Source organism: Phyllobacterium sp. 01N428, from assembly GCF_056399405.1.
The window spans coordinates 47,195-69,115 of the sequence record NZ_JBFTRH010000002.1; the positions used below are offsets into that span (position 1 = coordinate 47,195).

The following is a 21,921-nucleotide window of genomic DNA, read 5'->3' on the forward strand; positions in this document are numbered from 1 at the left end:
GTTTGATCTGACGTAAAAAGGTGAATGGCGGTCAGCCGCCATTCGCCGATCTTCCAAGAATGACGGGCAGGCCGGACTAAAGGGCCTTGGGGAATTGCCCGCGAAAAAGAAAGTCGCCTATGGAAGGCTCAATAGCATTACTCGGTTTTGGCGAGGGCGGATGGGGCCCGAGCATTGCCAGCGGTGTCCTCGTGACGGTAAGTTTGGCGCTGGCGACACTACCTGTGGGGCTGGTGATCGGTTTCTTCGTTGCGCTTGGCAAGCAATCGCCTGAACCGTCGGTCAGGCTCGCCTCCAACATGTACACCACAATCTTCCGCGGCCTGCCCGAATTGCTCACGCTGTTCGTCGTCTATTTCGGTGCGCAGATCGGTATCCAGAAACTCGCGGTGCTTGTCGGCTATACCGGTACAGTTGAAATCAATTCGTTTATCGCCGGCATGTTCGCGCTTGGCGTGGTGTTTTCGTCCTACGCCAGCGAGGTGTTCCTCTCGTCGTTTCGGGCAATCCCGAAAGGCCAATATGAGGGCGGCTATGCCATCGGCCTTTCAAACGGTCAGACGATGCGCAAGGTCATCCTGCCGCAGTTGATCCGTATCGCGCTGCCTGGCCTTGCCAACCTCTGGATGATCCTTCTCAAGGACACAGCACTCGTTTCCGCCATCGGCCTTGCAGACATATTGCGCCAGACCGGCGTTGCGGCCCGGGTAACCAAGCATGCTTTCCTGTTCTTCGGCACAGCCTGCATGATCTATCTTGTCCTCGCTGTCGTCTCGTCCTTCTTCATTGACGGCATTGAGCGCTGGGCTGCCAAGAGCGGGGTGAAGCGATGACCCAAACCTTTATTAACGCGCCGGCGCCGACAACGATGCGCCCGCCTGCCCCACCCCGGCGCTGGACGAAACCACGCATCATCGGTAACGCGCTGGTGGCGCTGTGGGCCGCTCTGATCCTCGGCCTTGTATTTTACCTTTATACCGCCTGGGATCCGGAGGTCATCGGGAAATATGCGCCGAGCTACTGGGCCGGTCTGAAAACAACGATCGGCCTTGTGACGGCGTCGATCATCCTTGGCGCGATTCTGTCGGTACCGGTTGTCCTTGGCCGGTTGAGCAAAAACCGCATCATCGCGTCGATAGCCTATGCATATGTCTATTTCTTCCGCGGCACACCGCTGATCGCGCAGGTGTTTTTGATCTATTACGGCCTCGGTTCATTCAAGCCGTTTCTGGAGGCGATCGGCCTCTGGGTCTTCCTGCGTGAGGCCTGGTACTGCGCCTTGCTCGCCTTCTCGCTGAACACTGCGGCCTACCAGGCGGAAATCCTGCGCGGCGCCATCAGAAGCGTTCCGCTTGGTCAATGGGAAGGTGCCGCATCACTCGGCGTCTCGAAGTTCGTCACCTTCCGCAAGGTGATCCTGCCGCAAGCACTGATCGTCGCCTTGCGTCCCTATGGCAACGAAGTGATCCTGATGATCAAGGGCTCGGCTATCGTCGCGCTGATCACGGTCTACGACCTGATGGGCTATACCCGCCTTGCCTATTCCCGCACCTTCGACTTTCAGGCCTATCTCTGGGCAGCCATCATCTATCTTATTTTGGTGGAAATCCTGCGCCACGTATGGGATTGGATGGAGCGACGCATCACGCGCCATCTCATCCGATAAACTCCCATGCAGAAGTGATTTCCGGCCATGTTGAAGATTTGGGGTCGCATAAACTCGACCAATGTCAAGAAAGCGCTATGGGCCGCCGAAGAAGTCGGCGTCGCCTATGAAAACATCCCCGCCGGCGGCGCCTACGGAATCGTCGCCGATCCCGAATATCGGGCCAAGAACCCTAACAGCCTCGTGCCGACGCTTGAGGATGACGACCTGGTGCTTTGGGAAAGCAATAGCATCGTGCGCTATCTTGCCGCCAAGTACGGTCAATCGTCGCTCTTAACGGCCGATCCAGCGGCAAGGGCGCTCGCCGAGCGCTGGATGGACTGGCAGATATCGACGCTGGCCGGACCATTCCGGCCCGTTTTCTGGAACACGGTTCGCCTGCGGCCCGAGGAACAGGATCACGCGGCAAAAGCCAAGGGAATTGAAGAGTGCGCACGTCTCTTCGCCATTGTCGACGCAGCGCTGGCGCACAGCCCCTATCTGTCAGGCGAGACACTCGGCGTCGGCGATGTTCCGCTCGGTTGCGTTGCCTATGCCTGGTTCGAAATGCCGATCGAAAGGCCGAACCATCCCAATCTTGCGGCCTGGTACGAACGGCTGAAACAGCGCCCGGCCTATCAGAAGGCCGTGATGACGCCTCTGACTTGAACCGGTCTCACTTCCCCGGCTTCAGCTTCCACACGCCCAGCAAACCATCCTGATAGGCGGTCTCGTCGGTCGGGATGGTGATTGCTCCGGTGTTCGCCCATGTCTCGGCGAAGTCGCGATAGTTTGACGAGAACACGTTACCCGACTGACCTGTCGTCTGGATGTACGTCGAGCGGTCAAGATCGGCTAGATCGAACAATCCACGGTAACTCGTGCCGTGGGTCACCCGGTAGGGATTGCTCTCGTCGGTATAGGCAGACTTGCCGCGGTCGAGCGTGAAGGCCCCGCCGGAAGCTGGGACGGTCACATTGAATATCCGGTCGAGCGGGCTGACCTGCGAAAACGGCCGATGCGCCCCATAGGCATAATGCAGCGCGCCATAGGTCCACGCCTTGCGATCCGATCCGAGCCGCGTTTCGAGATCCTTGAGCGCATCCTTGAGCGACAGCGCCAGGATGTCGCCGCAGCTTTCCTTCTCCGGGGTCCGCCGGTCATCGCACCAGTCGCGTGCCGGGCTCGGTCCAAGCCAGCGCAGCATGGCGGCGACATGGGCCTGCCAATAGGAGGGCAGCGCATCGCCGAGATCGTCCTCGAGAATGCGCTTGATCGCAATGCGCAGCCAGGCATTGAAGAGCAACGGTTCGATTTTGGCGCGATCCTCGACGAAGTCCCAACCCTTGAGCCTTGCCAAAGCATCCTGATCAACGTCGTTGCGGCCTTCCAGTGCCTTTAGCATCACCGGCAGGAGCACTGCAAAGCCATCGCTGCGGGCGTCGCCCTGCACCTTGCGATTGCTTTCCAACGTTTGTCCGTTTGCGCCATACACCAGCGTCTTGATGCGATTGAGCCGCCAGGGCTCATCCCAGTCGAAGGTGAGGAAATGCGGATAGCTCGAATCGACGATCTTGGTATTGGCGGTGGCGAGCACATTATCGGCTGGACTGTCGACGCGTGGCAGTTCGCCGTAGGGAATGAAGCCCTTCCAATCGTAGGTAGCATCCCAGCCCGGCGATGGAGCTCGTCCCATGATCTGGTTGGCGGGATCGCGCACCGGCACCCTTCCGGGCGCGATCATCCCGATATTGCCGTCGACATCGGCGATAACGATTGATTGCATCGGTGTGATGAAATCATGCATGCCATTCTGGAAATCGCTGACCGTCGCAAAATCCCACAGTTTGAAGCCCGCCGCGATCGTCTTGTCGTCGCCGGATAGCGCGGTCCATGACAGGGCCGCGACAGTGCCTTCCGGCATGTAATGGTCGAGGCCGCGATAGTCGGCGGGGAGGACGGGGCCGTGGCGCGTCGCGAGGCGGTCGAAGCTGACGTTCTCTCCGCCCTTCACCTTGATGTCGACCCGTCTCCTGTCGAAGGCCTGAGAACCCTGCGGTGTCTGGTACTCGTCCGGATTGGCGGGATTGATCTTTTCAACGAAAAGGTCCTGTACGTCGGCGCCGGCATTGGTGAAACCCCATGCCAGCTTGTCATTGCGCCCAAGCAGGACAAGCGGCGCGCCGGGCAATGTAACGCCGACGAGATTCTTCACCGTGCCGTCGTCCCCCTTTACCTGCAGATGAGCGAGATACCAGATGGCGGGCGCGCTCAAGCCAAGATGCGGATCATTGGCGAGAATCGGCTTGCCGGTTTCGGTGCGTGCACCGCCGACGACCCAGTTGTTCGATGCTCCAGTGGAGACGACGTCGTTGAGCGCGGCGTAGCGGCGTTCCGCTTCCGATGCTCCGGCTTTCAACGTTCCGGATTGAAGGCCGAGTATCTGCCGCAGATCCGGGAGCGGCGGCGGCGTATCGCCCTCGACTGGCGGCTCGAGATCGGTGATCTCCGCATCGCTCATGCCGAGCCGGGCGAATTTCAGGCGCAAGACTTCGTCATCGATATTGGCTCCGAGCGACACCGACATCAGCTTCAAGGTTACGATGACGTCCGCAACCGTCCATTTCTCCGGCTTCTGACCAAGGATGACGAATTCCGGTGAGTATTTGGAGCCGAACGTCGGCGGCGCACTATCGATAAACGCATTGATTCCGCGCACATAGGCGTCGATCTTGCCACGATCCGCCGCGTCCAGAGATGAGACCGAGCTTTCAGCCGATTCGTAAAGACCAATCGACCGGATGAAGCGATCGGTGAAAATGGTCTTGTCACCGAATATCTCGGAAAGCCGGCCCTGCCCCGCCATGCGGTTCATTTCCATCTGCCACAGACGCTCCTGCGCATGGACGAAACCGAGCGCCATCAGCACATCCTCGACCGAGCTGCCGCTTATGTGCGGAACGGCATTCCTGTCGCGGGTAACGCTGACGGGCGCTGACAGGCCCGCAAGTGTCGCTTCGCCTGCAGCCGGCGTAACCGAGCGGGCAAACCAGACATAGGCGAGGACTGAAGCAAGCAATGCTATGGGGATGAGCGAGAAGACAATCCACAATAGGCCTTTGATGATACGCCGCATTGTCCTAACGTCCCCCGAAGCCACACTTACACAACGACCTATCTGACAGAGGAATTTACGCAATGGCAACAGTCGCTTTTATTGGCCTCGGCGTCATGGGCTACCCGATGGCCGGTCACCTGAAATCGCGCGGCGGCCATGATGTTACTGTCTTCAATCGCAACAATGCGAAGGCGCAGAAATGGGCCGACGCTTTCGGCGGCAGCCACGCGCCGACGCCTGCGGCAGCCGCAGAAGGCAAGGATTTCGTCTTCTCCTGCGTCGGTAATGATGACGATCTGCGATCCGTGACAATCGGGGAAAACGGCGCCTTTCATGGCATGAAGCAAGGCGCAATCTTCATCGACAATACGACGGCCTCGGCTGAGGTCGCCCGTGAACTCGATGCGGAAGCGCGCAAGCGAGGCTTCCACTTTCTCGATGCGCCGGTTTCGGGCGGACAGGCAGGTGCGGAGAACGGCGCTCTGACGGTGATGGTCGGCGGCGAAGCGGACGCCTTCGAGCGGGCAAAGCCGGTCATTGAGTCCTTTGCGAAGATGGTCGGGCTTATGGGTCCTGCCGGTGCTGGGCAACTCACCAAGATGATCAACCAGATCTGCATCGCCGGCCTCGTCCAGGGTCTCGCCGAGGGAATTCACTTCGGCAAGAGGGCCGGTCTCGACATCGAAAAGGTGATCGAGGTCATTTCCAAGGGCGCGGCCGGTTCCTGGCAGATGGAAAACCGCCACAAGACGATGAATGCCGGCAAGTATGATTTTGGCTTCGCCGTGGACTGGATGCGCAAGGACCTTGGCATCTGCCTTGCGGAAGCTGAACGCAACAAGGCCAAGCTGCCGGTTACTGCACTGGTCGACCAGTTCTACAAGGACGTGCAGGAAATCGGTGGCAGCCGCTGGGATACGTCATCGCTCCTGGCGCGGCTCGAGAAGTAGGCGAGAACCCGGCCTGGACTCAGGCCGGCTCCTTCTCGATGCTCATATAGTCGAGCGGCAGTTCCGTCGTGTATTTGATCTGCTCCATGGCGAAAGCCGAGGAAACGTCGCGAATGTCGATCTTGGTGATCAGGCGCTTATAAACAGCGTCATAGGCCGCAATATCCGGCACGACCACGCGCAGGAGATAATCGACGTCGCCGCTCATGCGATAAAATTCAACGACTTCCGGGAAGTCCTGCACAACCTCCGAAAAGCGCTTCAGCCACTCGTTCGAGTGCGAACCGGTCCGGATCGAGACGAAAACAGTCACCCGCGTATTGACGCGCACGGGATCGAGGATGGCGACGCGGCGCTGGATCACGCCGTCTTCCTCGAGCTTCTGGATGCGCCGCCAGCACGGCGTCGTCGAAAGCCCTACCTTCTTGGCGACATCCGCCACCGCGAGCGTTGCGTCTTCCTGCAAAAGGCGAAGGATCTTCCGGTCGAGTCTGTCCATTTGCGTGTTCCCCTTACTGCGCGCTGCCCGCTGGCCGCACAAACAACGCAGTAATTGTTTGAATTTGCGCACAAACCGTTCGGTTTTGGCTCATGCTCTGGAATGAGATACTTTATGGTCTGATAATCATCGAGCGTACAAGAAAATTATTCCAATCTTTGTAATTCTCAAAAAAATTTCGTGCATATATTCACTAAGTTAGAATCCTGACCTTCTCCCGCAGCGCCGGAAGAACGTTATCTGCGAACCATGGGTTTTTCTTCAGCCACCCGCTATTGCGCCAGGATGGATGCGGCAGCGGCAAAATTGCCGGACTGGTGCTTGCGACGACGTAATCCTGCCAGTTCAGAACCGTCGCCGTCATGCCGCGCCGGCGCCGGTCACGAAGGTGATAGGCATGAGCATATTGGCCGATCGTCAGGATCAGTTCGATTTGCGGCATCGAGCCGAAAACGCGCTCGTGCCAGGTTTCCCTGCACTCGCGCCTTGGCGGAAGGTCGCTGCCATGTGCATCATAGCCGGGAAAGCAAAAACCCATCGGCACGATGGCGAATTTGTCGGGATCATAGAAGGTCGTCCGGTCGACACCCAGCCACTCGCGCAGCCGGTCACCCGAAGGGTCGTTGAACGGGATTCCAGAATTGTGCACGCGAATGCCGGGCGCCTGCCCGCAAATGGCAATACGCGCCGTGGATGAAAGAATGCAGACCGGGTTGGGCTCATGCGGCAGTGCCGGGTCGTAGCGCGGAGCATCCCGGCAAATCCGGCACGCCTTTATCTCGGCCGAAAGCGTGCCAAGGTCGGCGGTGGACATTGTCACGCCTTGGCGCTTGGCCGGCCGGATACCGCAACATGCCAACGGCGCAAATGCTCCAACTCCTCCGGTATCTGCAACTTGGCCGGCTTCAGGAAGTCCGTTGCAACGAGCAAGGTGATGTCGGCAATGGAGAATCGGCTCCCGGCAATGAACTCGTTCTGTCCAAGTTGGTCATCCATGATCTTCATATATTGCAAGGCCTTGGGCCGGTTTGCTTCGCCCCAGGCGGGAACCTGTGGCACCTCCCATTCGATCATGGCGGGGTGGGTATGGCGGAAGGCGGCGGTGATCGCCGCCATGAGATAGAGCTCAACACGCCGATTCCACATTTCCACCATGGCCTTGCCGAGTGCGCCGACGCCGAAGAGCGGAGGCTCCGGGTGCATCTCCTCGAAATAGCGGGAAATCGCCACTGACTCGGTCAGGATCGTGCCGTCATCGAGTCCGAGGATCGGCAAGCGCTGCAGCGGATTGAGGGCTGTGATCCTGGCGGACTTGTGCTCCATCGCTCCCATATCGATTGGGACCAGCGGCACCTCGATGCCCTTCTCGGCAAGGAAAATCCGCAATCGGCGCGGGTTGGGCGCTCGCCCTCCATCATAGAGTTTCACCACAATCCTCCCAATAGCCGGCCGAGCCAGGCAAAAAGCTGATCCACGGGACCTGGCGGGGATTTCGGCGCTTGTTCGTTGGCAGCCGCCTCATGTTCCCTGCGCCAATCCTGCGGAGTTTCGAACTCGATGGCCCAAAGACCCCGCCTCGCCCGTATCGCGCTCGCTTCAACGTCATGATAATCGCCATAGGCGACTGCCTGTCCAGCCTCGACCATAGCGCGATTGAGATTGATGTCACTCGAATAACAGGTGGCGAGCGCCCGGTCGTATTTATCTTTCCCGGATGCCTCGCAGCGGACGTCCCGTCCACCAATAAAGCCTATCAGCGCCTGGCGCGAAGCACGCCCGCAGCCCGTCGCAGCCTGCCCATTCCCGCAAGCCTGCGCAAGCTCCGGCGCATCGATCCCCTTGAGACGGATTCGATTGCCGGCAATCGAGACCGTGTCGCCATCGATGACATAGGCCCGTCCGGCTAACAATTCTGCCGGCGGACGCACGTTTAGCCGCGCCGCAAGCAGTGCCACAAGCGCGAAGAAGACAATCATCAGCGCGAAATCGAACCCACGTCTCCAAGGCGGGCGCTGCGCCTGAGCAGGCCGCGGCCATCGGCGGCGATACCTGCGATAGCTGCTCATTGGCGAACCGTAAGAGTTTTGGGCATCTGGCGCTCGTGCCTGGCTTCAATCATTCGAATCGCAGCAATAGGTTTGATTCTCTATTAATCATTTCTGAATAGGGTTGCGATGCAATGCTGCCGACAAGTGCAGATTTGAGCCATCTGGAACGAGGCATATGGCATCGCTCGACGCAATCTCAGCAGACAAAAACATTGTTGACCGGCGCAAGCTGCCGCGCAACAAGGACCTGTCGGCCGTCATGCGCGGCGCCCGTGACCAGTTGATGGAACGCGCCGGCGGCAACCATCTCGAGCGCGAATTGCTGTTCATGCACACGCGCGCCCTGATCGTGAACACGGCAACCTTCCCGCTCCTGATCGTCATGATCGCCGGTGTCGGCGTCTTCTCGGGTTTTGGCGGCAGCATCATCGTCTGGGCCCTGGTCACCATGGGCCTTTACATGCTTCTCGGTCTGCTGGCACGCAGGCTGGCAAAGCGCGGCATCGCCAATCGCCACGTCCACAAATGGCAGATGATTTTTCTCGGCGGTCACTTCATGACCAGCATTGGCTGGGCTTATTTTGCCGTTCTCGATTGCGCGCCATGCGGTATCAGCTACTACCCGGTCGTCAAGGCCGTGGTGATCATCCTCGCAATGGCGATTACGGCCATCGTTACCTCCGCCTTGCGCGCCGCGATCCTTGCCGCCTTCACGCTGCCTGTCGTCGCTTATACGCTGCTTGCGGCCAAGCAACTCGGCAGTCCGCTTTCGGCCATCATGGTGGTCATGCTGTTTGCCGGCCTCATCTTCTTCTACCTTGTGGCGCTCCGGCTCAACCAGTCCGTCGCCATCACGCTGGCGCTCCAGGCGGAAAAGGACGCGCTGATCGCCGAACTTGAAACAGCCAATGCCATGTCCGACGAGGGGCGCAGGCGCGCCGAAGAAGCCAACCTTGCGAAATCACGCTTCCTCGCCTCAATGAGCCACGAACTGCGCACGCCGCTCAATGCCATTCTCGGTTTTTCCGAAGTCATGGCCAAGGAAGTGCTTGGGCCGATCGAGAACGGCACCTACCGCGAATATGCGAGCGACATTCATGCTTCCGGTGAGCATCTCCTCAACCTGATCAACGAGATTCTCGACCTGAGCCGCATCGAGGCTGGCCGGTACACGATCAACGAGGAGCCTTTGCTTCTCGCCGATATCGCCAATGAATGCATCCACATGATGAAGCTCAAGGCGCGCAACAAGGATATCACTATCGTTCCGCAGTTCGAGAAGGGCATGCTGCGCATCAAGGCCGACGAACGTTCGATCCGCCAGATCGTGCTCAATCTCATGGCCAATGCGATCAAGTTCACCCCGACCGGTGGGCGCGTCCACATCAAGGTTGGCTGGACGGCGGGCGGCGGGCAATATCTGACGATCCGCGACAATGGTCCGGGCATTCCGCCGGAGGAAATTCCCGTCGTCCTCTCGACGTTCGGCCAGGGCTCGATCGCCATCAAGAATGCCGAACAGGGAACCGGCCTCGGCCTTCCGATCGTCCAGGCCCTCGTCAACCTGCACGATGGCCAGTTCCACCTGTTCTCGAAACTGCGTGAGGGCACCGAGGCGCTTGCAACATTCCCGCGCAGCCGTGTCATTGCTGACGAGGCAAGGCGCAGGGGCGCCCCGCACCGAAAAGCTGCTTGAAATACTCCACTTCAATTTATTGTCATTTGCCCAGGCGTGAGCGCGTCTGCATTGCTGGCGTTAACGCAACGAAATCAACGGGTAACCAATGAACGCCAACGGCAATGATCGTCCTCTCATCATCCCGGCGCTCGGCCGCATCTACCAGTCGCTCGGCGACCTTTCCGAGACGATCCTGCGTGTCGTCGCCGGTGCGGCGCTTATCGTCCACGGATCGGGCAAGATCGCCAATCCTCTCGGCGCAGTCGGCATGGTCGAGGGGCTCGGCTTCTATCCCGGCGTCTTCTGGTCGCCTCTCCTGGCTGCCACAGAATTCTTCGGCGGCATTCTGCTCGTACTCGGGCTCCTGACGCGCCCCGCCGCCTTCGCAACGACGATCGTTCTTCTCGTCACCATCTACTACCACTGGATCGTGCAGGGACAGGGTTGGGGCGGGTCGGAAAAGTCGATCCTCTGGACGGCTATCCTGTTTTTCTTCGTCATTCGAGGCGCAAGTCGTCACTCGCTGGACGCGAGGATCGGCAAGGAGTTCTAAAAACGAAGGCCCGCTTGCGCGGACCTTTTGTCAATCGCGGTTACTGACGCCCGCCTGGTCGAAGGTTGCCATGCCGGAGTGGCAAAGCGCTGCGGCCTTGACGATGCCGGCTGCAAGCGCCGCGCCGGTGCCTTCGCCGAGCCGCATCCCAAGGTCGAGCAGCGGCTTCTTGCCGAGTTGCTCGAGAACTTTGCGATGACCCGGTTCCGCCGAGACATGGCCGAAAAGGCAATGATCGATCGCCTGCGGATTGGCGCGGTGGAGGATCGCAGCGGCGGCAGTCGCGACATAGCCGTCGATGATAACGGGGATTTTCTCGACACGCGCTGCGAGGATGGCGCCGACCATGGCGGCAATCTCGCGCCCGCCGAGCCGGCGCAGGAGTTCGAGCGGATCCTTGAGATGCGACGCGTGCAAGGCAACTGCCGTGCGGACAGCCTCGATCTTGCGACGCAGGCCCTCACCATCGGCGCCCGTGCCCGGGCCGACCCATTCTTCAGCCGTGCCGCCATAGAGGCCGTGGAAGATCGCGGCGGCAATGGTCGTATTGCCGATGCCCATCTCACCGATGCAAAGAAGATCGGTGCCGCCGGCAATCGATTCCATGCCGAAGGCCATCGTCGCCGCGCAGGTCTTCTCGTCCATCGCCGCTTCCTCGGTAATGTCCGCGGTTGGATATTCGAGAGCAAGATCGAAGACCTTCAGGCCGAGGTCGTAGGCGATGCAAATCTGGTTGATTGCAGCGCCGCCCGCGGCAAAATTCTCGACCATCTGCGCGGTGACCGACGACGGATATGGCGAAACCCCCTTGGCAGTCACGCCGTGATTGCCGGCAAAGACCGCGACGAGCGGACGCGTGACCTGCGGGCGCGAACGGCCGGTCCATGCTGCGAGCCACTCAACGATCTCTTCCATGCGGCCAAGCGCGCCCGGCGGTTTCGTCAGCGTAGCATCGCGCTTGCGCACGGCCGCGACGGCGGCTTCGTCGGGTCCGGGCAATGTCTCGATCAGCGTGCGAAAATCGTCAAACGGCAGGCCAGTGGTCATGATGGTCCCTTGCGGTCAAGTCTTCATGGCAAATTAGAAGTCCACGTCCTATAAGCGCTGGATCGAAAAAGGCAAAGGTCAACACGCGCCACAGAGTGTCGCGGCTTCCATATTGAGAGGTATGCGGCATGGATTTGCTCAACGAGACGATGCGGGCGCTCGCTTTCCTGTCGCGGCTGCCGGTTTCGTCGCGCTGGTTCCGCGATTATGACGGCGCGCTGGCAAGTTCGGTGCGCGGCTTTCCCCTCGCCGGGATGATCATCGCCCTGCCCGCGGCTCTTGTGTTGTTGGTGACATGGTCGCTGCCGGCCTTTGCAAGCGCGCTGCTCGTCACCGCTGTCTTGGTCGTGACGACAGGCGCTTTGCATGAAGACGGCCTCGCCGACGTGGCGGACGGCTTTTATGGCGGAAGCTCGCCGCAGCGCCGGCTGGAAATCATGAAGGATTCGGCAATCGGCTCCTATGGCACCCTCGCCCTTATCTTCAGTGTGCTCCTGCGTGCTGCCTTGCTTGCAACGGTCATCGGCGAAGTCGGTTCTTGGCAGGCGATCGCCGTTCTTATTGGAACCGAGGCCGCGAGCCGCGCCGCCCTTGCAAAGTTCTGGCAGATCCTGCCCTCGGCCCGTCCTGGCGGCGTTGCCGACGAGGCTGGCGTTCCAACCACAAATGCCGCCAATTCTGCCCTCGCCATAGGTGGCGGCGTGCTTGCGGTGGGCTATGGCTTTGCCGCCGGCATCCTCGCAGTCATCGCCGCCGTCGCCCTGGCCACCCTTGCGTTTTTCGGCTTTGCCGCTCTCTGCCGCGCAAAGATCGGCGGGCAGACGGGCGATACGCTGGGAGCCCTGCAGCAGTTCGTCTCTATTTCCCTGCTGCTTGGGCTTGTCATTGTCCTCTGATCATACCAATTGTTGAAACATGAGCATCATCGAGTCACCGTGCATCCTCGTTTGCGCCATCGACATGAAGACCGGGTACTGCTTCGGTTGCGGTCGCACGCGCGAGGAAATCGGGGCATGGTCGAACTTTTCGCCGGAAGCCCGGCGCGCGATCATGGCGGTCCTGCCTTCCCGCCTCGAAACAGTCGAGCGGCGTCCCCGCCGCGAAACCCGCCGCAGCCGCATGGCGCGCGAGCGCGAAGAGGAGGCCTGACCAGCATGGGCCGGCTTTTCTGGATTATCATTGCACTGGTCGGCGCGGCTTTGCTCCTTTTGATGGCAAACAGTGACGCCGGCTCGACCTTCGGCATGGCCAATGACGATTTTGCCCGCTTTGCCTATATGGGCATCTGGGGCATCGTGCTCGCCTCTGCGCTTCTCGGCTCAGGCATCCGGCTCGGCCATTTCCTGCGCAGCATGGCAATCTGGATCGTTATCATCCTCGCCCTCGTTGCCGGTTACCAATATCGCTATGAATTGCAGGATGTCGGCCACCGCATTACAGCCGGCCTTATTCCCGGCAGCCCGATCTCCAACCGTGATGCCGATGGATTGATCACGGTGACGCTGGCGAAATCGGAAAGCGGTCATTTCGAGGTGCGCGGCGAGGTCAATGGCGCGACGGTGCCGTTCATGGTCGATACCGGCGCCTCCTCCATCGTCCTTTCGGCCGGGGATGCACGCCGGGCCGGGCTCGACCCCGACAAACTCGCCTATGCCACGTCCGTGCTGACCGCAAACGGCATGGCGAAGGCCGCCAACGTCACCCTGGACGAGGTCAAGATCGGCGCTATCGAGCGGCGCAACGTCCGCGCCATGGTGATTCAAGACGGCCGCATGGACGGCAGCCTGCTCGGGATGAACTTCCTCAACTCACTCAGCGGCTTTTCCATGCGCGGCGACCGGCTGGTGCTTTCGGATTAGTCTCACTGCCGTCCGCAAGAACACTGTTGAATTCTGAAGGACGAGTGGGTCCTTGAGACAAGAGCCCGAGGAAGACGGCGACTGCCTCCGTCAGGTCACGCCGCCTCGGCGGCAGCGTTGCCGATGCCCTCATAGGCGCGGCGGATCACCGAGCTGTCGGCATCAACGCGATTGGCTTCCGTAGAAAGCATTTGACGCCAGCGACGCGCGCCAGGAGCGCCATGGAACATGCCGACCATGTGCCGTGTGACATGCGAGAGCCGTCCACCACGGGCAATATGCGCATCGGAATAGGCGCACATGTGGTCGATGATGCCTTCGATTGTCGGCGAAACCAACGGCTCGCCATAGATCCTGCGGTCGACATCGAGGAGAAGCAGCGGAACCTGATAGGCCGCGCGCCCGACCATCACAGCATCGACGTGCTGCAGGTGCCGTTCAGCCTCTGCGAGCGACTGGATACCGCCATTGATGCCAATGAATTTCGCAGGATTGTCCTGCTTCAGGCGATAGACGCGGTCATAGTCGAGCGGTGGAATCTCGCGATTTTCCTTTGGCGAAAGGCCCTTGAGCCAGGCTTTGCGCGCATGTACCCACAAAGCGTCCGCCCCTGCCGCAAAGACACGGCCCGTCAGATCGTCGAGGGCGGCTTGCGTGTCCTGGTCGTCGACGCCGATTCGGCACTTGACGGTCACTGGTATCGCCACGGCCTGTTTCATCGCGTTGATGCAAGCCGCAACGATATCGGGCGTTTGCATCAGGCAGGCGCCGAACGCACCCGACTGCACGCGGTCCGACGGGCAACCGACATTGAGGTTGATTTCCCTGTAGCCCATGGCCTCGCCGATGGCCGCCGCCTGCGCCAGCTTCGACGGGTCCGATCCGCCAAGCTGCAGCGCAACAGGATGCTCCTCGGCGTCGAAACCGAGGATTTTTTCGCGCTTGCCGTGGATTGCAGCATCAGCGACGACCATTTCTGTATAGAGCAGCGCGCGGCGCGTGAACTGCCGATGCAGCATTCTGCAATGCCGATCGGTCCAGTCGATCATAGGCGCCACGGCGAAGATATTTTCTCCGCTGGCATAGGGGTTTGCCATGAAATTCATCCAGGTCGTTAAGCTCAGTGTATGCCTTTTGCGGCCTTGCGCCTTCGCGGCTCTTTACCACGCCCTCAAGCGCAAGGTCCATCACCGGCTATTTAGCGCAGGAACCACGCTGGACAAGGCTCAAACCTCATCCAATGCACTGATTGCCGTCATGATGCGGTCCTGATCGGCCGTGGATAGCGGCAGGATGGGCAGCGGCGGCTTGGTGGTCGCAAGCTCCATGGCATTTGCCGCGGCATGAACAACCCGATAGCTCGAAAGCTCCTTGAACAAGGCGAAGAGGGGTGCGAACAGGCTATCGATGCGCTCGACCTCGGCAGTGTTACCGGCCTTTGCGGCGCGCGCCAGTTTCAGCGACGGTACCGGCAGCAGCCCGGCAACAACGCTGTACCATGCGGCTCCGCCGGCAAGCAGCGCCCCCGGCGCATTCCAGTCGCCACTATAGCCAATGGCAAATCCTGCAGGGAGTTGAGCCTCAAGCGCTTGGTGCACCGCTCGCATCTCCGGCAAAGGCTGGGCGGGATTTTTAACTGCCACGATATTCGGTACTGCGGCCATGCGTGCGAGCAGTGCATTGCTGATCGTAAAATGCGTGGTGCCCGGATTGTTGTAGACGCACATGGGAAGATCGGTAGCGCCGGCGACGGCACTGTAGTGCTGGAGCACTTCGTCATCGGTCAACGGCGTATAGGAGACGGGGGCGAGAAGAAGGCCGTCTGCACCCGCACGCTTGGCGTCGCGCGCAAGGTCCTGGGCGTCGCCCGTCCGCAAGGCGCCGGCGCTAACGATGATGGGCACCCGCCCGCCGAGACATTCCCTCGCCGCCTCGATCGTCCGGTGTCTTTCGACCCGCGACAGATACATGTAGGAACCGGTGCTGCCGAGAAGGCCGACCGAATCGACGCCGGCGCGCTCCAGCCGCTCCAGCAGCCCGCAAAGCGATTCGACGTTAACGTGTCCGCGCTCATCTGCAGGCGTAATCGGAAATGCGGACAGACCATGGAACAGCAAAGTTTTTATCCCTCGGTTGAATCAACCTGAAATGGTTAAGACTGATCGTCTTAATACATCGATATACAATGAACATCTAAGAAAACCAGCCGGATTGAGCCGTTAATGCACCCTGGGACGCCCGCTTCAGAGACTAAAGTCTAATTTTGCCTAATTCTTTATCGTGTTACGCAAAGCCCTATTGTTTGGGCAATTGCGCCCTGACGAAACCAAGTCATTACCCCGCGTGTCAAAAGCGCAACAGCGATTTCCGAACCGGCGGTTCGATTGCAGATCGATTTTGCGCGATCGAACGAACAGGAATATCCCTGCTGCGGGGACACGAGCTTTGGTATCAACTTTGATCGGAGAACCGATAATGCGAATAAAGAGCTTCCTCCTTGGTTCCGCTGCAGCGCTGGTTGCAGTTTCAGGAGCACGCGCCGCCGACGCGGTTGTCGTGGCGGAACCCGAACCCGTCGAATATGTGCGGGTTTGCGATGCTTATGGCACGGGCTTCTTCTATATTCCGGGAACGGAAACCTGCCTCAAGGTAAGCGGCTATGTCCGCTATGACGCACAGGGTGGCGACGACGTCTATAATGGCGGCCCGCTCGGCACCTGGGCCAAGCACACGCGCGCCGAGGTTCGCTTCGACGCCCGTTCCGAGACCGAACTCGGCACTTTGCGTTCCTACATCCAGTCGCGCTTCGACTTTACCGATGGTTCGGATGACGGCGCCAGCCTCCCGCAGGCGTTCATCGAGCTCGGCGGCTTCCGTGTCGGCGTTGCCGATGAAATCTTCGGCGCCTGGAACGGCTACGCCGGCGATATCATCAATGACGACGTGATCAACTACAACAGCTGGCAGAGCAACCAGGTGAGCTACACGTTCACCGGGGGAGACGGTTTCTCCGCCATCGTCGCGGCCGAACAGGGCTCGGTCCACGACGATTATCCCGACTATGTCATCGACAACTACATGCCGCATGTCATGGCCGGCGCCAAGTACGAGCAGGGTTGGGGAACGCTGTCCGGTATCGTCGGCTACGATTCCAACGTCGAAGCCTTTGCCGCCAAGGCGCGCCTCGATGTGAACATCACCGATACGTTCAAGGTCTGGGGCATGGGGGCCTATCAGTCCGACTACGACTCCACGCGCGAGGAACGCAACTTCCTGACGCCGTGGCAGGGCGACTGGGCCGCCTGGGCCGGTTTTGCTGCTAAGCTCTCCGACAAGGCGACCGTCAACGGTCAGGGTGCGTACGCATCTGAGGGGACCTACGCTTTTGCCCTCAATGTTGCCTACGAACTTGTACCTGGTTTCACGATCACACCGGAAATCAACTACACCAAGTTCGAGGACTTCCGTCAGGGCGACGGCACACTCGTCAATGACGATGCCCTCGGGGGCATCGTCCGCTTCCAGCGGAATTTCTGATCGCCTGACACAAAAAATCCGGAGGCAAACGCCTCCGGATCCCTTTACGACAAAGCTGCAATCAAATCTGGTCCGAAACCGCAGCGACTGCTGCCGATTTTCGCAACAGTGCCACGAGTTCATCGCCCGCGTCGGCGACCGGACCTGAATTGTCGATCATAACGGCATTTTCCGGATCGCATGGATTGGGCGCGGCCCGCATCAGGCGACGCTCGATCTCCTCGGCGCTTTCGCGCCCGCGCGCCGCAAGGCGGTGCGCCAGAACCTCAGGCGAAGCCGTAATATGGACCACCAGGAAATTGGCGTAGGCCGATTTCAGATCGGGGAGAATGCCGCGCGATACATTGGCGATCGCGACCCCGCCCCGTTCGATCTCGTGATCGACTGATTTCGGCAAGCCGTAGTAAAGCCCATGGGCGAACCAGTCGTGGCAGAACGCCCCTTCGCGCTTGGCCGTCAAAAACGCGTCCTCGCTCAGTGTATCGTGGTCCTCCGCGTCGACCGCCGAAGGCCGGGTGACCACGCGGCGGACGAAATGGAAGCCCGGCTCGTTGGCGAGGGCAGCGCGGGCATAGTCGATAATCGTATCCTTGCCGGCCCCGCTCGGCCCGACAACCGCAACGAAGGCGCCGTTGCGCAACGGCGCGGACCCCAATTCGAGTGCGCGTTCGATCATTGCAGCGGCCATCATACGACCCGGCGGCCTTCGCGCCAGACAGTGCGGACCACGGGAATGTGCTCGTCGACGCGAACGCGCACGAGGTCGGCGCGCTTACCGATCTCGATGACGCCGCGGTCGTCAAAACCGACAGCCTCAGCCGGGTTCTTGGTAACGAGGCGCACCGAATCCGGCAGCGATATGCTGTCCGCGGTCTCGCTCAGCATGAAGGTCGACTGGATCAGGCTGAACGGAATGTAGTCGGACGACAAAATGTCGAGATAACCGTGCTCTACCAGTTCGCGCGCCGAGACATTGCCGGAATGCGAACCGCCGCGCACGACATTGGGCGCACCCATCAGGACGGCAAGGCCGGCGCGCTTGGACGCAGCCGCAGCCTGGAGCGTCGTTGGAAACTCGGCGACGTGTATGCCCTGCTCTATGGCCTCGTCCACATGCGCTTGCGTCGCATCGTCGTGGCTGGCGAGAACGATGCCGCGCGCACGGCATTTTTCCGCCAGCGCCTCGCGCTGCGGGCCCGAATACTGCGCGGACTCGCCCATGCGTTTCTCGCAATACAATTGGAAATCGCGGTCGCTGAGCTTCAGCTTGCGCTGGTAATAGTAGGCGTAGGTTTCGAGATCGACGAACTGGCGCTGTCCCGGCGCATGGTCCATCAACGATGCGAGCCGCACACGGCTGTCATTCTCGAACAGTTGAAAACTTTCAAGGCAATCCGGCGCCGAGACTTCACAGCGCAGATGCAGATAGTGATCGGCGCGCAACCTGCCCTCATGGACGCTGTTCTCGATTGCGTCGCCGAGCTTGCGCATTTCCGGCGCCGAAAGGTCCGCATCCTCATCCATGCCGACGCGCAGCGCATCGAGAACAGTCGTAATGCCGGAGGTGGCGATCTGCGCATCGTGGGCAAGGACAGCCGCGATCGGGTTCCAGCGTACCCGCGGGCGCGGGAGATAATGCCCCTCGAGGTGATCGGTATGGAGTTCCACCAGGCCGGGTATGAGATAGTCGCCGCCGAAATCCTCGCCGCCGGATGCCGTTCCTTCCGCAATATCGGCAATCTTGCCATCACGCACCAGGACGGAGCCGGTGATGACTTCGTTTTCGAGGACGATTTTCGCATTGTTCAAGATCAGTTCGGCGGACATTTCAGGCAGACTTTCTACGGTTCGTTCCAGCAAGCGGGTGCAGTGAGTTGATTTCAAAGGGAGATCCGGGATGGGCCTCGGTAAATAGAGCAAGATTGTTGATCTCGACCGGCTCTTCGAGAACCGGCTCGAGGAATTCAGTGAGGATACGCTCAATTCTTGGCTGGTCGGCCTCGGGCACCCGACCGGTCAGGGTCATGTGAAAACGGAAATCCTCGAACACGTAGGGATAGCCCCACTGTTCGAGATTGCGTTGCTCGGATACCGACAGCGCATCGGGATTGCGCCGCTTGATCTCCTGCTCGCTTGGAGCGGCGCGGAAGCGGTCGAAGGCAACGACGATATCGTTGGCCAACTGGTTGAGGCGGTCCAGCGGTTCCCTCGGAACAAGCGCGAAGAAACCACCGAGGCAGCGAATTTCAAGTTTCGGGATTTCGACCGGATCGACCGAGGACGCAAAATGCATCATGGCGGAAAGCAGTTCGCGCTCTTCAAACCCCTCCGCCAGACGGAAAGGCGCTTTCAGCGTCGCATGGAAACCGTAGCGGCGTGGCGAGTCGGTAAGCTGCGCGAAGTCCGCCGGATCGAGCCCGCGAATATGCGGGACCTTCACCGCTTGCCCGCTGAAGGCATTGCGGCCGAGCCAATTCGCCGCGACTTTGAGAAGCGGGTCGCTCGCCGGCGGCGTGAAGTAGATCGCATAGCGCATGTCAGTGTGATTCCCTAAAAACAGTCTCGCGTTACGCTCCAATTATGACAAGCTTTGTATCGCTTGGGATCTGCGGATCGACAATCTAGTGCTGCTTTCCAGTCAGGCGCGAGCGCAGTGCGTTGGAAATATTGTCGAAGATGAAGATGACGATGAGAATGAGCACGACCATATAGGCGACATTATGCCAGTTGGTGTTGGTGCGCATCGCCTCCCACAGCTTGAGGCCGATACCGCCCGCACCGACGGCGCCGATGATCGTCGCCGAGCGCGTGTTCGATTCCCAGAAGTACAGCGCCTGGCTGGCGAATACCGGCAGGACCTGCGGCACGACGCCATAGCGTTGCACGTTCACCGGCGATGCACCCACGGATTTGACACCCTCGCGCTGCTTGTCATCGATGTTTTCCAACGTCTCCGAATAGACCTTGCCGAGCGTGCCCGTATCGGTGAAGAAGATCGCGGCGATACCGGCAAGCGGCCCCGGACCGAAGGCGCGGGTGAAGAACAGCGCCCAGATCAGCATGTCCACCGAGCGCAGGAAATCGAAGAAGCGCTTGGTGATCTGGTTGGCGAAGAAATTCGGCATGATGTTGCGAGCCGCAACGAACGCGAGCGGAAACGCGATGATCGTTGCAAGCAAGGTGCCGATGAAGGCCATGACGATTGTCTGCAGGAGCTTGGTCCAAACGTCGCCATGCTGCCATGATGAATTGTACCAGATATTGTCGAAGGCAAGCGCTGCATTCGACATCTCAGGCTTGATGCGCTCGCCGCTGGTGATCATCGACATCACTTCGCCGAACGACTTGCCCCAGAATGGCGATGCGGTATCGAAGACGAAATTGGCCCATCCGAGGAAGCGCCGGCTCACCACGACACGCTCGGGAATAATATCCGCCTGCCCGGCAAAGCCGAAATTCACCGTAACCTGGTCCTCCTTCAGCTGTGCCCATTTCGGCAAGGCCCCTTGCGGCTTGGCGCCGTCCGGTTCGATCAGGATCGTCAGGCTTTCGCTTCCCCGCGTCGCAATCACGCGCTGGGCGTTGATATCGAGCGACTTGCTGGAGCCGAAGCGGATCGACACGTCATTGCCGTTCTTGATCACCCAATCCGGATTGGGATTGTTGCCAAGCTCGGAAAAACGCGGATAGGAAACCGTTGTCGCCTCCGGGCTCATCTTGACTGTCGCCCTGACCGCGTAGGAGACCCAGTCGCGCGCATAAATTTCGGCGCGCTGCCACTGGCCGCTCGCGAGCACGGTGCCGATCGAAAAGAACCACCAGCAGTAGACGACGTAAAGGACGATGCCGGCAGCGATGAACAGCGGCAGGAAGCGCTTCCACACGGGCGGGTTGAAGACCTCCGGGTGACGGCTTTCGTAATCGGCAATGGCGGCAGCGGACAGGGCGCTCATGACTGTTTGCCTCCAAAGGCGAAGGCCTGCTTGCCGACGAGACGGCGGCGCAGCCAGGCGGAAAACTGATCGACGGCGATGATGGTCACCAGCAGCAGAAGGACGATGGCAAGCGTCTTTGCCTGGTGGCCGCGGCCGATCGACAGGCGCAATTCCTCGCCGATGCCGCCGCCGCCGACCGCGCCGATGATCGTCGAGGCACGCACATTGATTTCTAGGCGAAGCAGCGCATAGGACATGAAATTGGGCATGACTTGCGGCACGATGCCGAAACCGACCCGCTCGAACCAGTTGGCGCCGGCGGCGCGCAAACCCTCGTCCGGCTTCATGTCGGCATTCTCGACGACTTCGAAGAAGAGCTTGCCGAGCGCGCCGATCGTATGGATGGCCACGGCGAACATGGCGGGTATGGCGCCGAGCGAGAGGATTGCGGCGAAGAAGCCGGCGATGACGATCTCCGGAAACGCGCGCAGGATCTCCATGGTCCGGCGCACGACGCCGCGGATCAGCCGGTTCTTGACGAGGTTCTTGGCGGCAAGGAAGCAGAGCAGGAAGCCGAAGATGAAGCCGACAAGCGTCGACAGGATCGCGATATTGAGGGTCTGCAACATCTTGTAGAAATATTCCGGGAAGTAGAGCCCGCCGAACAGATAGACCCGCCCTTCCGGATAATCGTATTTAAGGCTGCCGTCGTAATAGGGTGACGGCAGATCGAACAAGGCCCGCCACACTTCCCAGCCGTCGCGCGGAACGAGATCGCCCGCAAATTCGAAGAAGTGCGGCAGCCGGTCGAAGAACTTGCCGGCGTTTGAGTCGTTGGCGAACCACAGGGACCCGGCGACCGCCACGAGCAGACCAATGCCGATCAGCCATGAATAGGCACGCCGGCGCGTCGCAAGCTCCAGCCAGTGGCGTTCTATCTCGATACCGTCGGGCGACAGGGTGGTGGTCGTAGCCTGGCTCATCAACCGATCCTTAGTGAGCACAAAAAATTCACGGCCAGAACCTTGAGGGAACTGGCCGTGATCATTGGA

Annotated in this window: 23 protein-coding genes; 10 read left to right on the forward strand and 13 right to left on the reverse strand. The window is 60.1% G+C overall.

What is annotated here, in order from left to right:
- Positions 1-119 precede the first annotated feature (119 nt).
- The 3 genes from AC1DNI_RS08255 to AC1DNI_RS08265 are packed head-to-tail and all read left to right on the forward strand — an operon-like array spanning position 120 to position 2,314.
- Positions 120-833 carry an ABC transporter permease gene (locus AC1DNI_RS08255; protein WP_027231710.1) on the forward strand — a complete coding sequence of 238 codons (714 nt, stop codon included), beginning with the start codon at positions 120-122 and terminating at the stop codon, positions 831-833.
- Positions 830-1,666 (forward strand): ABC transporter permease, encoded by an 837-nt coding sequence (locus AC1DNI_RS08260; protein WP_477691532.1) that lies wholly within the window; start codon positions 830-832, stop codon positions 1,664-1,666. The genes AC1DNI_RS08255 and AC1DNI_RS08260 overlap by 4 nt, the downstream gene beginning before the upstream one ends.
- 27 nt (positions 1,667-1,693) lie before the next feature.
- Entirely contained in the window at positions 1,694-2,314 is a 621-nt protein-coding gene (locus AC1DNI_RS08265) for a glutathione S-transferase family protein (RefSeq protein ID WP_477691533.1), read from the forward strand.
- A 7-nt stretch (positions 2,315-2,321) separates the two neighbouring features.
- On the opposite strand, the gene AC1DNI_RS08270 is transcribed toward AC1DNI_RS08265, so the two are convergent.
- Complete coding sequence (locus tag AC1DNI_RS08270; RefSeq protein WP_477691534.1) at positions 2,322-4,781, reverse strand: penicillin acylase family protein; 2,460 nt, start codon at positions 4,779-4,781, stop codon at positions 2,322-2,324.
- 62 nt (positions 4,782-4,843) lie between these two features.
- Between AC1DNI_RS08270 and AC1DNI_RS08275 the strand changes: the two genes are divergently transcribed.
- Complete coding sequence (locus tag AC1DNI_RS08275; protein ID WP_477691535.1) at positions 4,844-5,713, forward strand: NAD(P)-dependent oxidoreductase; 870 nt, start codon at positions 4,844-4,846, stop codon at positions 5,711-5,713.
- A 19-nt stretch (positions 5,714-5,732) separates the two neighbouring features.
- Here the strand turns inward: AC1DNI_RS08275 and AC1DNI_RS08280 are convergent, their stop codons facing one another.
- From AC1DNI_RS08280 to AC1DNI_RS08295, 4 genes are all read right to left on the reverse strand, one after another.
- The gene (locus AC1DNI_RS08280; RefSeq protein ID WP_027231714.1) at positions 5,733-6,212 is read right to left on the reverse strand and encodes an Lrp/AsnC family transcriptional regulator; all 480 of its coding nucleotides are present in this window, start codon (positions 6,210-6,212) and stop codon (positions 5,733-5,735) included.
- Between the two features lie 193 nt (positions 6,213-6,405).
- The gene (locus AC1DNI_RS08285; protein WP_477691536.1) at positions 6,406-7,026 is read right to left on the reverse strand and encodes a uracil-DNA glycosylase family protein; all 621 of its coding nucleotides are present in this window, start codon (positions 7,024-7,026) and stop codon (positions 6,406-6,408) included.
- Between the two features lie 2 nt (positions 7,027-7,028).
- Entirely contained in the window at positions 7,029-7,640 is a 612-nt protein-coding gene (locus tag AC1DNI_RS08290; RefSeq protein WP_477691537.1) for a glutathione S-transferase, read from the reverse strand.
- Positions 7,637-8,188, reverse strand: coding sequence for a thermonuclease family protein (locus tag AC1DNI_RS08295; protein WP_477691538.1), 552 nt, complete (start codon positions 8,186-8,188; stop codon positions 7,637-7,639). The genes AC1DNI_RS08290 and AC1DNI_RS08295 overlap by 4 nt, the downstream gene beginning before the upstream one ends.
- A 247-nt stretch (positions 8,189-8,435) precedes the next feature.
- Here AC1DNI_RS08295 and AC1DNI_RS08300 point away from each other — a divergent pair, with 247 nt between their 5' ends.
- Both AC1DNI_RS08300 and AC1DNI_RS08305 read left to right on the forward strand, forming a co-directional pair.
- Entirely contained in the window at positions 8,436-9,956 is a 1,521-nt protein-coding gene (locus AC1DNI_RS08300) for a sensor histidine kinase (protein WP_477691539.1), read from the forward strand.
- An 88-nt stretch (positions 9,957-10,044) separates the two neighbouring features.
- Positions 10,045-10,491 carry a DoxX family protein gene (locus AC1DNI_RS08305; protein WP_027231719.1) on the forward strand — a complete coding sequence of 149 codons (447 nt, stop codon included), beginning with the start codon at positions 10,045-10,047 and terminating at the stop codon, positions 10,489-10,491.
- Between the two features lie 30 nt (positions 10,492-10,521).
- On the opposite strand, the gene cobT is transcribed toward AC1DNI_RS08305, so the two are convergent.
- Positions 10,522-11,541 (reverse strand): nicotinate-nucleotide--dimethylbenzimidazole phosphoribosyltransferase, encoded by a 1,020-nt coding sequence (gene cobT, locus AC1DNI_RS08310; RefSeq protein WP_027231720.1) that lies wholly within the window; start codon positions 11,539-11,541, stop codon positions 10,522-10,524.
- A 125-nt stretch (positions 11,542-11,666) separates the two neighbouring features.
- Between cobT and AC1DNI_RS08315 the strand changes: the two genes are divergently transcribed.
- From AC1DNI_RS08315 to AC1DNI_RS08325, 3 genes are read left to right on the forward strand one after another with little or no spacing between them, the layout of a single operon-like run.
- Positions 11,667-12,434 (forward strand): adenosylcobinamide-GDP ribazoletransferase, encoded by a 768-nt coding sequence (locus AC1DNI_RS08315; RefSeq protein ID WP_477691540.1) that lies wholly within the window; start codon positions 11,667-11,669, stop codon positions 12,432-12,434.
- Between the two features lie 19 nt (positions 12,435-12,453).
- Positions 12,454-12,687, forward strand: coding sequence for a DUF1289 domain-containing protein (locus AC1DNI_RS08320; protein ID WP_228018071.1), 234 nt, complete (start codon positions 12,454-12,456; stop codon positions 12,685-12,687).
- A 5-nt stretch (positions 12,688-12,692) separates the two neighbouring features.
- Positions 12,693-13,397, forward strand: coding sequence for a TIGR02281 family clan AA aspartic protease (locus AC1DNI_RS08325; RefSeq protein WP_027231723.1), 705 nt, complete (start codon positions 12,693-12,695; stop codon positions 13,395-13,397).
- A 95-nt stretch (positions 13,398-13,492) separates the two neighbouring features.
- Here AC1DNI_RS08325 and dusA read toward each other — a convergent pair whose 3' ends face one another.
- On the reverse strand, positions 13,493-14,503 hold the full coding sequence (dusA, locus tag AC1DNI_RS08330) for a tRNA dihydrouridine(20/20a) synthase DusA (RefSeq protein WP_477691541.1): 1,011 nt from the start codon (positions 14,501-14,503) through the stop codon (positions 13,493-13,495).
- Positions 14,504-14,623: 120 nt separating this feature from the next.
- The gene (locus AC1DNI_RS08335; protein WP_477691542.1) at positions 14,624-15,514 is read right to left on the reverse strand and encodes a dihydrodipicolinate synthase family protein; all 891 of its coding nucleotides are present in this window, start codon (positions 15,512-15,514) and stop codon (positions 14,624-14,626) included.
- A 358-nt stretch (positions 15,515-15,872) separates the two neighbouring features.
- On the opposite strand from AC1DNI_RS08335, the gene AC1DNI_RS08340 reads away from it, so the two are divergent.
- Positions 15,873-16,934: a porin gene (locus AC1DNI_RS08340; protein ID WP_477691543.1), complete on the forward strand. Its 1,062-nt coding sequence runs from the start codon at positions 15,873-15,875 to the stop codon at positions 16,932-16,934.
- Between the two features lie 61 nt (positions 16,935-16,995).
- Here AC1DNI_RS08340 and phnN read toward each other — a convergent pair whose 3' ends face one another.
- The 5 genes from phnN to phnE (AC1DNI_RS08365) form a co-directional block, all read right to left on the reverse strand.
- Positions 16,996-17,610 (reverse strand): phosphonate metabolism protein/1,5-bisphosphokinase (PRPP-forming) PhnN, encoded by a 615-nt coding sequence (phnN, locus tag AC1DNI_RS08345; RefSeq protein WP_348271658.1) that lies wholly within the window; start codon positions 17,608-17,610, stop codon positions 16,996-16,998.
- A gap of 11 nt (positions 17,611-17,621) precedes the next feature.
- The gene (locus AC1DNI_RS08350; RefSeq protein ID WP_477691544.1) at positions 17,622-18,761 is read right to left on the reverse strand and encodes an alpha-D-ribose 1-methylphosphonate 5-triphosphate diphosphatase; all 1,140 of its coding nucleotides are present in this window, start codon (positions 18,759-18,761) and stop codon (positions 17,622-17,624) included.
- 1 nt (position 18,762) lies between these two features.
- A complete protein-coding gene (locus AC1DNI_RS08355; protein WP_477691545.1) occupies positions 18,763-19,470 on the reverse strand; it encodes a DUF1045 domain-containing protein in 708 nt (235 codons plus the stop codon).
- Positions 19,471-19,555: 85 nt separating this feature from the next.
- On the reverse strand, positions 19,556-20,887 hold the full coding sequence (gene phnE, locus AC1DNI_RS08360) for a phosphonate ABC transporter, permease protein PhnE (RefSeq protein WP_477691546.1): 1,332 nt from the start codon (positions 20,885-20,887) through the stop codon (positions 19,556-19,558).
- On the reverse strand, positions 20,884-21,852 hold the full coding sequence (phnE, locus tag AC1DNI_RS08365) for a phosphonate ABC transporter, permease protein PhnE (protein WP_477691547.1): 969 nt from the start codon (positions 21,850-21,852) through the stop codon (positions 20,884-20,886). Before phnE (AC1DNI_RS08365) ends, phnE (AC1DNI_RS08360) begins: the two co-directional genes overlap by 4 nt.
- Between the last annotated feature and the right edge of the window lie 69 nt (positions 21,853-21,921).

What these genes read in the sequence shown, in the direction of transcription:
- dusA (WP_477691541.1), bottom strand. Translation starts at nt 14,503, where the DNA reads ATGAATTTCATGGCAAACCCCTATGCCAGCGGAGAAAATATCTTCGCC.
- AC1DNI_RS08315 (WP_477691540.1), top strand. Translation starts at nt 11,667, where the DNA reads ATGGATTTGCTCAACGAGACGATGCGGGCGCTCGCTTTCCTGTCGCGG.
- AC1DNI_RS08300 (WP_477691539.1), top strand. Translation starts at nt 8,436, where the DNA reads ATGGCATCGCTCGACGCAATCTCAGCAGACAAAAACATTGTTGACCGG.
- AC1DNI_RS08355 (WP_477691545.1), bottom strand. Translation starts at nt 19,470, where the DNA reads ATGCGCTATGCGATCTACTTCACGCCGCCGGCGAGCGACCCGCTTCTC.
- phnE (WP_477691547.1), bottom strand. Translation starts at nt 21,852, where the DNA reads ATGAGCCAGGCTACGACCACCACCCTGTCGCCCGACGGTATCGAGATA.
- AC1DNI_RS08255 (WP_027231710.1), top strand. Translation starts at nt 120, where the DNA reads ATGGAAGGCTCAATAGCATTACTCGGTTTTGGCGAGGGCGGATGGGGC.
- AC1DNI_RS08285 (WP_477691536.1), bottom strand. Translation starts at nt 7,026, where the DNA reads ATGTCCACCGCCGACCTTGGCACGCTTTCGGCCGAGATAAAGGCGTGC.
- phnE (WP_477691546.1), bottom strand. Translation starts at nt 20,887, where the DNA reads ATGAGCGCCCTGTCCGCTGCCGCCATTGCCGATTACGAAAGCCGTCAC.
- AC1DNI_RS08275 (WP_477691535.1), top strand. Translation starts at nt 4,844, where the DNA reads ATGGCAACAGTCGCTTTTATTGGCCTCGGCGTCATGGGCTACCCGATG.
- AC1DNI_RS08295 (WP_477691538.1), bottom strand. Translation starts at nt 8,188, where the DNA reads ATGATTGTCTTCTTCGCGCTTGTGGCACTGCTTGCGGCGCGGCTAAAC.
- AC1DNI_RS08265 (WP_477691533.1), top strand. Translation starts at nt 1,694, where the DNA reads ATGTTGAAGATTTGGGGTCGCATAAACTCGACCAATGTCAAGAAAGCG.
- phnN (WP_348271658.1), bottom strand. Translation starts at nt 17,610, where the DNA reads ATGATCGAACGCGCACTCGAATTGGGGTCCGCGCCGTTGCGCAACGGC.
- AC1DNI_RS08260 (WP_477691532.1), top strand. Translation starts at nt 830, where the DNA reads ATGACCCAAACCTTTATTAACGCGCCGGCGCCGACAACGATGCGCCCG.
- AC1DNI_RS08350 (WP_477691544.1), bottom strand. Translation starts at nt 18,761, where the DNA reads ATGTCCGCCGAACTGATCTTGAACAATGCGAAAATCGTCCTCGAAAAC.
- AC1DNI_RS08305 (WP_027231719.1), top strand. Translation starts at nt 10,045, where the DNA reads ATGAACGCCAACGGCAATGATCGTCCTCTCATCATCCCGGCGCTCGGC.
- AC1DNI_RS08325 (WP_027231723.1), top strand. Translation starts at nt 12,693, where the DNA reads ATGGGCCGGCTTTTCTGGATTATCATTGCACTGGTCGGCGCGGCTTTG.
- AC1DNI_RS08270 (WP_477691534.1), bottom strand. Translation starts at nt 4,781, where the DNA reads ATGCGGCGTATCATCAAAGGCCTATTGTGGATTGTCTTCTCGCTCATC.
- AC1DNI_RS08320 (WP_228018071.1), top strand. Translation starts at nt 12,454, where the DNA reads ATGAGCATCATCGAGTCACCGTGCATCCTCGTTTGCGCCATCGACATG.
- AC1DNI_RS08280 (WP_027231714.1), bottom strand. Translation starts at nt 6,212, where the DNA reads ATGGACAGACTCGACCGGAAGATCCTTCGCCTTTTGCAGGAAGACGCA.
- AC1DNI_RS08340 (WP_477691543.1), top strand. Translation starts at nt 15,873, where the DNA reads ATGCGAATAAAGAGCTTCCTCCTTGGTTCCGCTGCAGCGCTGGTTGCA.